A 9529-nucleotide genomic window follows, 5' to 3' on the forward strand; every position below is an offset into this window, starting at 1 on the left:
TGCATCGAGGGGAGCCTGGCTCCCCTTTTTCATACCCGTTCATGGCCGATGCTTCATGTCACTGCGCATCTTCTATCACCCCCACTACTCCGCCCTGACACTGCCCGAGCGTCACCGCTTCCCCCTGGCCAAGTACCAGGCGCTGTTTGAACGCCTCGTCGCCCTCGACTATCCGCTGGCACAGGCCGCCCCTGCCAGCCGTGAGCAGATAGAGAAGGTGCACGATGCGGCCTATGTACAGGCCGCCCTCGCCGGTACCCTCGATGAAGGAGCCATTCGCCGGCTCGGCTTTCCCTGGTCTCCCCTGCTGATTGAACGTACCCTGCACTCGGTCGGTGCCACCCTGGCCGCCAGCCGCCACGCCCTTGCGCAGGGCTGCGGACTGCAGATCTCCGGCGGCTACCACCACGCACACCGGGCGTTTGGCAGCGGCTTCTGCCTCTTCAACGATCTGGTGATCGCGGCACGAACCTGCCTGGACGAGGGACTCTGCGAGCGGGTGCTGATCGTGGATCTCGATGTCCATCAGGGAGATGGCAGCGCCGCCCTGTGCACGGACAGCCGCGACATCATCACCCTCTCCCTGCACGGGGAACACAACTTCCCCCGCCACAAGCCGGCCTCCCATCTGGACTTTCCCCTGCCAAGCGGCATGGAGGACGACGCCTATCTCGAGACCCTGGACCAGGCCCTCGCCCTGGCTCATCGCCTCTACGCCCCTGACTTCATCCTCTATCAGGCCGGGGTGGATGTGCACCGGGACGACGAGCTGGGCTACCTATCCCTGAGCGACTCCGGCGTGCGCCAGCGCGATGCCATGGTCTTTGACTCTGCGCTTCGCCACGGGCTGCCCATCACCGCCGTACCGGGAGGGGGTTACCGGCGAGACTGGCAGCAGTTGATCCCGCTGCACCTCTCGCTCTTTGAAGTAGCAAGGCACCGGTTTGGTTGAGCGGCACCACCCGGCCCATGACGAAAAAGAGGCGACCCTTGGGTCGCCTCTTCTATATCCGTGCACAGGGATGATGACGCCGTCTGCCCTCAGGCATGGGCCATCGGCGTCGGGTGCTCGCCCATCTTGCGCAGCAGCATCAGCAGATAGACCAGGGAGACCCCGGCAATCACCATGAACAGCAGATGATCCGAGTAGTGCTGCATCAGGAGCGCCGTCAGGGTCGGCCCGAGCAGGCTGCCGATGGTGTAGCTCAGCAGCAGCGCCTGGTTCATGGCCACCAGTTGATGCTGCTCCACCTTCTCGCAGGCCCAGGCCATGGCCACCGGATAGAGCGTGAAGCCCGCGGCCCCCAGAATGAACAGCGTCGGTCCCATGGCCGCGTTGCCGAGCATCGCCATGGCCCCCAGGATCACCACCAGCACCTGTACCCGCAGCACCGGCAGGCGCCCGAAACGATCAGCCAGACGCCCCACCGGCCATTGCCCCAGGATGCCTGCGCTCACCATCACCGCCATCCAGTAGCCGATGGCCCCGTCGCTCACCCCCTGGTGGTTCAGATAGAGCGGCATCAGACCATAAAGCACCCCCAGCACGATGCCGGAGAGGATGCAGCCGTTCACCCCCAGACGCGCCTGACGCATGCGCAGCATCGGCCAGACCGGAGTCCTGGCCTGGTGGTTCCCTGACGGACTGGCGATGCGGGTGAACAAGAGCGGCAGCATGGCCGTCAACACCAGGGCGGTCACCCAGGGCAGCACCGCCATCAGCGACGTCGGCACCTTGCTCACCAGCAGTTGCCCAAGCACAGTGCCCACGTAATAGACCATCATGTAGGCGGCCAGCAGGCGACCCCGATTGCGGGCGTTGCCGCTGCACATCAGCGCGCTCTCCACCACCACCCAGATCATGGCGCAGCCGACACCGGCGATGAATCGCCAGGCGAGCCAGCTCCAGAACGCCACGGTAGTGCCGAGCCCGACGCAGCCTGCGGCAAAGAGCGCACTGGCCAGGTAGTAACTGCGATTGAAGCCGCAGCGGGCGATGAGTCTGCCCGCCAGCAGGGTTCCCAGCAGGTTGCCGGTGAAATAAGAGGAGCCGACCATACCGACCTGCCAGGTGGGCAGATGCTCATGGGCGAGCCAGAGCGGCACCAGGGTATTCAATACCGCGATGGCCAGGGTCAGCAACAGCAGGCCACAGAGCAGGAGCAGCACCGGGCGGGAGTATGTGGTCATGGATAGAACCGTGGGGAGAGGCAAAATGCGAGCGCATCATGCCACCGCCTGTGCCTTTGTCAATCGGCACTGAGGCCGGGTCGCAAGGTTTTTCTGCCCACCGTGATGGCAACGCGGCAAGGCCCTCCCCTGACGGGAGCCTCATCCCCTTGATTGGCCGGCACCTTGGTCATGATAAGGGGAACCGGGCGGTTGAATATCGCCCCTGTGCCTCCCTCACGCCAGAGCGCCATGACCAGAAGAGGCGACCCAGGGCCGCCTCTTCTTGTTATCAAGCACAACCTATCGTGCACAACGCCGGTCAGCGCTGGCGCTTCTTGGCGTACTTGCGACGAGCCCGGGCCTGGCGCTCCTCTTCCCGCTCCGCCTTCTCCCTGGCTTTCTGCTCAGCCTCGGCCTCGGCTTCCACTATCTCGACGCTCACCATCTCTGGCGTCTCCAGGGAGATCCGCCCCAGCATGCCGGACCGGAATTCATTGACCAGGATTTCCGAGGCCTTGTGCAGATCCGCAAGCCCCCCCTTGCGCATGAAGCCGCGCTGACGGGCAATGAGATCCAGCAGCTCGATCTCGGTCTCCGGCAGCTCGCTCAGCTGGTAGCGTGCCTTGATGCGCTCCGGATAGGCCTTGATGAAGTAGTCGGCGGCAAACATGGCGATGTCGGCGTAATCGAAGACGGTATCCTTGATGGCCGCCGTGATCGCCAGTCGATAACCGCAGGAGGGCGGGTTGAGCTTGGGCCACAGGAAGCCAGGGGTGTCCGTCAGGATGACGTGGTTGTCGAGCTTGATCCGCTGCTGGGACTTGGTCACCCCCGCCTCGTTGCCGGTCTTGGCGATGATGCGCCCCGCCAGGGTGTTGATCAGGGTGGACTTGCCCACGTTGGGGATGCCCATGATCATGGCGCGCACCCCGCGCAGCTCGAAGTTGCGCTCCGGCAGCATCTCGTGGCACAGGGTCAGCAGTTGCTTAATCTTCTCCGGCTCCTGCTGGGTCAGGGGCAGTGCCTTGATCCCCTTCTCCTGCTCCATGTGGGCCACCCACAGCGCGGTGATCTCGGGGTCGGCAAGGTCTGCCTTGTTGAGCACCTTGATCACCGGCGTCTCCCCGCGCAGCTCCGGCACCAGGGGGTTCTCGCTGGAGAAGGGGATGCGGGCGTCGAGCATCTCGATGATGACATCGACCTGGGGCATGACCTCTGCAATCTCTTTGCGGGCCTTGTGCATGTGGCCGGGGAACCAGTTGATGGACATATCCGTTACTCTCTCATTGGCATGCGGTCCCCTCTCGGGGCTGCGGGCGCTCGGGGTTGCGGGTGCGTGGTGATGCGCCAGACCGCTGGCACTCATCGCAAGGGGGCGCATTTTACCTGCTGCGGCCCCGATTTGACAGGCTATTCTGGCCGGGTGTTGTCACCCGGGTGGCCGGATGCCCGCCACGCCACCGGGAGGTGAGTGGCAGAACACAATCAACATAACCCATTGATATAAGATAACATTTACAAGGCACTTTCACCGCATTGTCATCTCTCTTCACTAAAAGTGTCATCTGCCCCCTCTAGGCTGCGCTCAGGTTTCACAAGGAGCGAACCCCAATGAGAAAGATGGCAGGACTTGCAGTGATGATAGGCGCCGCCCTGGCCGCCGGCTGCAACTCCAACAACGACAGCAACACCCCGGAACCCAGCGCCAAGAACGTGATCTTCTTCCTCGGCGACGGCATGGGTCTCAACACCCTCACCGCCTCCCGGATCTATGGCGTCGGCGAAGAGGGCAGCCTCACCATCGACACTCTGCCGGAAACGGCCTTCATCAAGACCTTCTCCCACGATGCCCAGGTGACCGACTCGGCCCCCTCCATGGCGGCCTACATGACCGGGGTCAAGAGCAACAACGGCGTCATCAGCATGGACAGCGACGCCACCCAGGAGAGCGATTGCAGCCAGAGCGGCGGCAAAGCGGTGACCACCCTGCTGGAGCTGGCCAAGGCCGATGGCCGTGGCACCGGCGTGGTCACCACCACCCGGGTCACCCACGCCACCCCGGCCGCCACCTATGCCCATATATGCAACCGGGACCTGGAGGCTGATATCGCCGTCCAGATGGTGCCGGGGGGCAGCGGTTACAACAGCGCCCTGAAAGAGGGGCTGGACGTGGTGCTCGGGGGCGGCAGCGGCTTCTTCCTGCCCAGCGCCGACAAGGGCAAGCGGACCGATGGTCGCAACCTCATCGACGAGATGAAGGCGAAGGGCTATCAGTTTGCCGCCACCCTGGACGAGCTGAACCAGGCCGATGCGAGCAAGCCGCTGCTGGGCCTGTTTGGCTCAAGCCACATGAAATATGACCTGGACCGACCCGCCAGCGAGCCGTCACTGGCCCAAATGACCCTGGCTGCCATCAAGCAGCTCAAGGGCAAAGAGAAGGGCTACTTCCTGATGGTGGAAGGGGGGCGCATCGACCACGCCCTGCACGACACCAACGCCAAGCGCGCCCTGCAGGATACCCTCGCCTTCGACAACGCCATCCAGGCCGCCATCAATGAAGTGAAGAAAACCGATCCCGAGCTGAAAAACACCCTGATCGTGGTCACCGCCGACCATGACCACACCCTGGTGCTCAACGGGTACGCCAAGCGCACCGGCAAGACCACGGCAGGCAATGCGGGCGTGCTCGGGCTGGTGAAGAACTACGAGACCGGCGAGCCGAGCAAGGATAGCGATGGCATGCCCTACACCATCATCGGCTTTGGCAACGGCTACAACCGGGTGGACGGCCCGCGCAGCAGCGTGGCGGCCCTCGACGACGCCACCGTCTCCGCCGACGACTATCACCAGGAGGTGGTGGTCAAGGTGGGCGAGATAGGCAACGAGACCCACGGCGGTACCGATGTCTTCCTCGGCGCCATCGGCCAGGGAGCGGAGCGCTTCCACGGCTCTCTCGACAACACCGCCGTGTTCGGCAAGATCAAGGCTGCGGCCAAGCTGTAAGGGATTATCAGGATGAACATCACCATGAAAAAGACGCTGGTCTGCACCGCCCTGCTCGGCACGCTTGGCGGCCTCTCCCAGGCGCACGCCGCCGATGCCAAGAACGTCATCCTCTTTATCGGTGACGGCATGGGCCCCACAGTGCTCACCGCCACCCGCCTGTTCAAGGTGGGGGAAGAGGGGGAGCTCGAGATGATGAAACTGCCCCAGAGCGCGCGCATCAAGACCTTCTCCCACGATGCCCAGACCACGGACTCCGCCCCCTCCATGGCGGCCTACACCACCGGCGTCAAGATGAACAACGAGGTGATCGCCATGAGCAGCGACACCAGGGCCGTGGCACCGTCCAAGGATGCCAACGGCAACAAGGGCATCAACAACTGCACCAACGACAACGGGAGCCCGGTGCCCACCCTTCTCGAGCTGGCCAAGGCAGCCGGCAAGTCGGTGGGAGCCGTCACGACCACGGAGCTCACCCATGCCACCCCGGCGGCGACCTATTCCCATATCTGCCACCGGGATGCGGCCTACGCCATCGCCGAGCAGGCGGTACCAGGCGGAGCCGGCTTCAACCAGGCGCTGGGGGATGGGGTCGATGTGCTGATGGGGGGCGGCGCCAACCACTGGACGCCCTACAGTGCCAGCAACAAGGGCGGCCGGGCCGACGGCCGGGATCTCACCGCCGAGCTGACCGCCCGGGGCTACCGCTATGTCACCACCAAGGATGAGCTTTCTGCCGTCAACTCGGGCAAGGTGCTGGGGCTGTTCAGCACCAAGTCCCACCTCGACTACGAACTGGACCGCGTCGCCAAGGGGGCGGCCAGTACCCAGCCGTCCCTCTCCGAGATGACCGCCAAGGCGATCGATCTGCTCAGCCAGAACAGCCAGGGCTACTTCCTGATGGTGGAAGGGGGGCGTATCGACCACGCCCTGCATGCCACCAACGCCAAGCGATCCCTGACCGATGCGGTGGCGCTGGACGAGGCGGTCAAGACGGCCCTCGGCAAAGTGGATTTGAGCGATACCCTGATCGTGGTCACCGCCGACCACGACCACACCATGACCATCAACGGCTATTCCGCCAAGGGCAACAAGGTGCTGGATCTGGTCAAGAACGCCGATGGCTCGACCCAGAACGACGCGGACGGCAAGCCGTTCACTACTCTGGTGTTCGGCAACGGCCCCAACCGCCAGGACCAGCGCCCCACCCTTACCAGCGATGAAGTGATGGCGGATGACTACCTGCAGGAAACCGGAGTCAAGCTCGGCTCCGAGACTCACGGCGGCGGCGATGTGATGCTGTTCGCGGGCGGCGCAGGCAGCAGCCAGTTCAAGGGCACCCTCGACAACACCCGGGTGTTCGGCAAGCTCAGGGAGGCCCTCGGCCTGTGATAAAGGGGCCCGGCACCGCGCCGGGCACCTTTTCCGTCGAGCGAGAGACGATGATGAAATATCTGCTTTCTTTATGGCTGCTGGGCAGCGCCCTCTCCTTCCCCCTCCTGGCCGACGAGGTGCCCGATCTGGCCGCCCGCATCCGCTACGTGGACAGGGCTACCGGCAGCGACGGCATCACCCGGGAGAGCCAGTGGCAGGAGAAGTGGCTGCGGGTCGGTGACCAGGTGTGGAGCCAGCGGCTCATTCCCGTTCCCCTGGCCCGTGCCTATCACGCCACCCACGATGCCCGCCCCGGCCACAAGCACTTCACTCACCAGATGGCGGCGCGCTGGGTCACCCGCAGCGAGGGAGACGCACTCCAGTTGCGCTACGCCGATGCCTGGCACAACCAGCTGGTGGAAGTGCCGCAGGAGGAGTACGGCCAGGTGGCCTTCAAGCCGGAGTGGGCGCGGATCCGCCACCTCATCAACCCTGCCCTGTTAGAGGGAATGACACCGCTGGATGAGGCCGCCCCCGACCAGGCGAACTGGTATGAGACCCGTGAAGGTCGCCAGCGTACCCGCATCCTCTGGTCGAGCCGCTGGCAGTTGCCCCTGGTGGTGGAGTCGGCAAGCCTCGACGGTTATCGCAGCTACCGGATGGAGGTGACGCTCAAGCCGCTGCCAAAGACCCTCCCCTGGCAGCAACTGGCAGGGTACCAGACCCTGGATCTGCGGGATTTCTTCGACTGATCCCCCCAGGCGGCAATCGCCTGGCTGACATGGCGTAACGGGATGTTACACTCTCTGTACTCATCCCGGATCCGAACATCCATGCGCCTTGTTACTCTGCTTCTGCTGCTCTCTCCCCTGATCGTCTGCGCCTTTTCGGCCCGTGCCGTGGTCGTCGTGGCCGCGGACATTCCCCCCTATGTGATCCGCGCCCAACAGGGTGCGCCGAGCGGCATGGCCATCGAGGTGCTGGAGGAGGCTGCCCGCCGCCTCGGGGAACCGCTCGAGATCGAGTTGATGCCGCTGGCTCGCGCCCTCAGCCAGGCCAGCCACCGCCCGGATGTCCTGTTGTTGCCCCCGGCCCGAAATCCCCAGCGCGAACCACTGTTTCTCTGGATTGCCCCCCTGCTGGAGGATGCCTTCGTGCTGGTCAGCCATCGCCGTCACCATCCAACGCCGATCTCCATGAAGACGCTGCCAGGCCTCACCGTTGGCGTGATGCGTGGCTCCCATAGCCAGAGCCTGTTCCAGCCGCTGACAGGGGTGACCCGGGAGCTGGTCACCGAGGAGGTCAGCAACGCCAGCAAGCTGGCGCGCGACCGCATCCAGGCATGGGCGGTGGCCTGGAACACCGCCCGTTACAACCAGCAGCGGGCGGGTCTGCCGCTCCCGGACCTGGTGCGGGGCGAGACCTTGCAGCAGAGCACCCTCTACCTGGCCGCCAGTCCCCGCTTCTCCCGCAGCGAGGCGCTGCGCTGGCGCCGGGTCATTCAGGAAATGAGGGAGGATGGTAGTCTCGCGCGCATCCTGCACCAGTACGATTACCAGGCTCCCTGATGAGAAAGTCAGTCCAATTGCCAAACCACCCCAGAATGGTTATGGTATCTCCATGAAAGCAATCATGATTTTTTCCAGTACGCTCACACCCCGCTGAGCCCCCGCCCTCGCCCCGCTGCGCGAGTCGCTCGGGGGCATCGCTGTTGCTGTCTGCTTTTTACACTTGCACCGTTTTTTGTCGACCAGTCTGCCCGTCATCCTGGTCCCTTCAGTCATTGATAAGGAAATACCCTATGAAACAGCCTCATCTCGTCATCTCCAGCCTGGATCTGGATCGCATCGAACAGCTGCTTGGCAACCACCCCCAGCACCTTGCCCTGCAAGAGGAGCTGGATCGCGCCGAGATCCGCGAACCCGCCGACATGCCGCCGGACGTGGTGACCATGAACAGCACGGTGCGCTTCAAGATGCAAAACAGCGGCAACGACTTCTGCCTGACGCTGGTCTATCCAAAGGATGTGCAGGGGGACGAATCGAAGATCTCCGTGCTGGCGCCAGTGGGCAGCGCCCTGCTGGGGCTCAAGGTGGGTGACAGCATCGCCTGGCCGGGGCCGGCCGGTCGCACCATCCAGGTGGAGATCCTGGAAGTGGTCTATCAGCCGGAACGCGCGGGGGAGCTGCACCGCTGACAGGCCGCCAGGCGGCCACTCTGGTCTGATGCGACCAGGTGGCTGACTCGGTATGTCTTTGCCCGGTCGGAGCCGACGGCCACCGGCCGGGCATGACCTGACGGGGGATCAGGCCCCCTGACAGATCCGGTTCTTGCCCTCCCGCTTGGCCTGATAGAGAGCGCGATCTGCCTGGCTGAACAGGGTGTCAAAGTGCCATTCACGGGCGCTGGGCACCCACCCCAGGCTGGCCGTCACCCGGACCCCCTTCAGCTCCAGCGTTTCTATTCCCTGGCGGATCTGCTCGCAGCGCGCCTGCTGGGCCAGGGGGTCCCGCTCGGGCAATAGCAGCACAAACTCTTCCCCGCCGAAGCGGCTGGCCACCAGATCCCGCTGGCCGGCAAGATAGCGACCCACCGCCTCCAGCACCCTGTCCCCGGTCTCGTGACCGTGGCGATCGTTGATCTGCTTGAAGTCGTCGAGATCCAGCACCACCAGCGCCCCCTGCCTTGCCATCGTCACGCAATGATCCATAAAGCCGCGCCGGTTCAGGAGGCCGGTCAGGGGATCCTGGCTGGCCTGTCGACGCAGGGCCAGGGCCCGGTACTGGGTACAGAGCAGCAGCACCCCGAAGGTCGACAGATAGTTGCCCATCAGCTTGACATCCTCCCCCACCTTAGCGCTTCGCGTCACAGGAGGGGGATTCCCATTACTGGGTGATAGCTGCTCGCGCAGTACCGGGTTCCTGCTTCATCGGGCGGCCTGATTGCACCGCGCCTCCACAGGCTAAAACGGCGTGTCCCG

General features: G+C 64.2%; 8 protein-coding genes and 1 pseudogene. 6 read left to right on the forward strand and 3 right to left on the reverse strand.

Translation table 11 applies throughout. The features are described from left to right. Window positions 1-55: 55 nt before the first annotated feature. A complete protein-coding gene (locus tag J9889_RS15850) occupies window positions 56-952 on the forward strand; it encodes a histone deacetylase (protein ID WP_210557308.1) in 897 nt (298 codons plus the stop codon). A gap of 89 nt (window positions 953-1041) precedes the next feature. On the opposite strand, the gene J9889_RS15855 is transcribed toward J9889_RS15850, so the two are convergent. Together J9889_RS15855 and ylqF are read right to left on the reverse strand one after the other, a co-directional pair. Next, window positions 1042-2190 (reverse strand): MFS transporter, encoded by a 1149-nt coding sequence (locus tag J9889_RS15855; protein WP_210557310.1) that lies wholly within the window; start codon window positions 2188-2190, stop codon window positions 1042-1044. 301 nt (window positions 2191-2491) lie between these two features. Next, a complete protein-coding gene (gene ylqF / locus J9889_RS15860; protein ID WP_052814633.1) occupies window positions 2492-3442 on the reverse strand; it encodes a ribosome biogenesis GTPase YlqF in 951 nt (316 codons plus the stop codon). 341 nt (window positions 3443-3783) lie between these two features. Between ylqF and J9889_RS15865 the strand changes: the two genes are divergently transcribed. The 5 genes from J9889_RS15865 (at window position 3784) to rnk (ending at window position 8746) form a co-directional block, all read left to right on the forward strand. Further along, window positions 3784-5175: an alkaline phosphatase gene (locus J9889_RS15865; RefSeq protein WP_049636848.1), complete on the forward strand. Its 1392-nt coding sequence runs from the start codon at window positions 3784-3786 to the stop codon at window positions 5173-5175. Between the two features lie 24 nt (window positions 5176-5199). Beyond that, on the forward strand, window positions 5200-6567 hold the full coding sequence (locus tag J9889_RS15870) for an alkaline phosphatase (protein ID WP_210557316.1): 1368 nt from the start codon (window positions 5200-5202) through the stop codon (window positions 6565-6567). Window positions 6568-6617: 50 nt separating this feature from the next. Further along, window positions 6618-7301: a hypothetical protein gene (locus J9889_RS15875; protein ID WP_052814631.1), complete on the forward strand. Its 684-nt coding sequence runs from the start codon at window positions 6618-6620 to the stop codon at window positions 7299-7301. Window positions 7302-7382: 81 nt separating this feature from the next. After that, entirely contained in the window at window positions 7383-8117 is a 735-nt protein-coding gene (locus J9889_RS15880; RefSeq protein WP_109112849.1) for a transporter substrate-binding domain-containing protein, read from the forward strand. A gap of 233 nt (window positions 8118-8350) precedes the next feature. After that, on the forward strand, window positions 8351-8746 hold the full coding sequence (gene rnk / locus J9889_RS15885) for a nucleoside diphosphate kinase regulator (RefSeq protein WP_010675253.1): 396 nt from the start codon (window positions 8351-8353) through the stop codon (window positions 8744-8746). Between the two features lie 108 nt (window positions 8747-8854). On the opposite strand, the pseudogene J9889_RS15890 reads toward rnk, so the two are convergent. Continuing rightward, window positions 8855-9382, reverse strand: a pseudogene (locus tag J9889_RS15890) (GGDEF domain-containing protein); the annotation flags it as partial. Between the last annotated feature and the right edge of the window lie 147 nt (window positions 9383-9529).

Origin of the sequence: Aeromonas sp. PrichA-15 (assembly GCF_017939245.1) — a bacterium.
Classification (GTDB): Bacteria; Pseudomonadota; Gammaproteobacteria; order Enterobacterales; family Aeromonadaceae; genus Aeromonas; species Aeromonas caviae.

Excerpts from the sequence above, each read along its gene's own strand:
- J9889_RS15850 (WP_210557308.1), top strand. The coding sequence starts at position 56 with ATGTCACTGCGCATCTTCTATCACCCCCACTACTCCGCCCTGACACTG.
- J9889_RS15855 (WP_210557310.1), bottom strand. The coding sequence starts at position 2,190 with ATGACCACATACTCCCGCCCGGTGCTGCTCCTGCTCTGTGGCCTGCTG.
- ylqF (WP_052814633.1), bottom strand. The coding sequence starts at position 3,442 with ATGTCCATCAACTGGTTCCCCGGCCACATGCACAAGGCCCGCAAAGAG.
- J9889_RS15865 (WP_049636848.1), top strand. The coding sequence starts at position 3,784 with ATGAGAAAGATGGCAGGACTTGCAGTGATGATAGGCGCCGCCCTGGCC.
- J9889_RS15870 (WP_210557316.1), top strand. The coding sequence starts at position 5,200 with ATGAAAAAGACGCTGGTCTGCACCGCCCTGCTCGGCACGCTTGGCGGC.
- J9889_RS15875 (WP_052814631.1), top strand. The coding sequence starts at position 6,618 with ATGATGAAATATCTGCTTTCTTTATGGCTGCTGGGCAGCGCCCTCTCC.
- J9889_RS15880 (WP_109112849.1), top strand. The coding sequence starts at position 7,383 with ATGCGCCTTGTTACTCTGCTTCTGCTGCTCTCTCCCCTGATCGTCTGC.
- rnk (WP_010675253.1), top strand. The coding sequence starts at position 8,351 with ATGAAACAGCCTCATCTCGTCATCTCCAGCCTGGATCTGGATCGCATC.